Source organism: Pseudomonas sp. P7779, from assembly GCF_013386315.1.
Lineage (GTDB): Bacteria > Pseudomonadota > Gammaproteobacteria > Pseudomonadales > Pseudomonadaceae > Aquipseudomonas.
Genome location: NZ_JACARZ010000219.1, coordinates 1 through 527, shown reverse-complemented (window position 1 = coordinate 527; position 527 = coordinate 1). Strand labels below are relative to the sequence as shown.

At 65.1% G+C, this 527-nt stretch carries 1 protein-coding gene; it reads left to right on the top strand.

The window, feature by feature from the left end:
* The coding region (locus tag HX869_RS31270) for a GGDEF domain-containing protein (protein WP_178904188.1) at window positions 1-454 on the top strand (454 nt) is incomplete at its 5' end.
* Window positions 455-527 lie beyond the last annotated feature (73 nt).

The window sequence follows — 527 nt, the reverse complement described above, 5'->3', positions numbered from 1 at the left end:
CCAGCGCCTGCGCCTGGAATGGGAGCGCGCGCAACGCTCAGGCGAGCCACTGGCCTTGCTGATGATTGATGTCGACCACTTCAAGGCCTTCAACGACCGCCATGGTCACCAGGGTGGCGATGAGGCCTTGCGCAACGTGGCCCGGGTCATCGGCAGCAATATTCGTCGCCCCGCCGACCTGGCCGCGCGCTACGGCGGTGAAGAGTTCGCGGTGATCCTGCCGGATACCGACGGCGAGGGCGCAAGCACCATCGCCGAACATATCCGCAGTGCGGTGGAGCACTTGCCACCGGCGGACGGCGACGCGCTGTCGGTCACCGTCAGCGTCGGGCTCAGTACCTGGGACAAACGCAGCCGTGGCTCGCTGGAAGAGCTGCTGCTGAGTGCCGATCGGGCGCTGTATGACGCCAAGCATTCCGGGCGCAACCGCATCGTTCACAGCCAGGCCACATAAGCCGTTATCAGCAACTACGCTAAGGGCATCCTCGAAGCAGAAGTACGCCCGATGAGCCCAGGCACTACCCGCC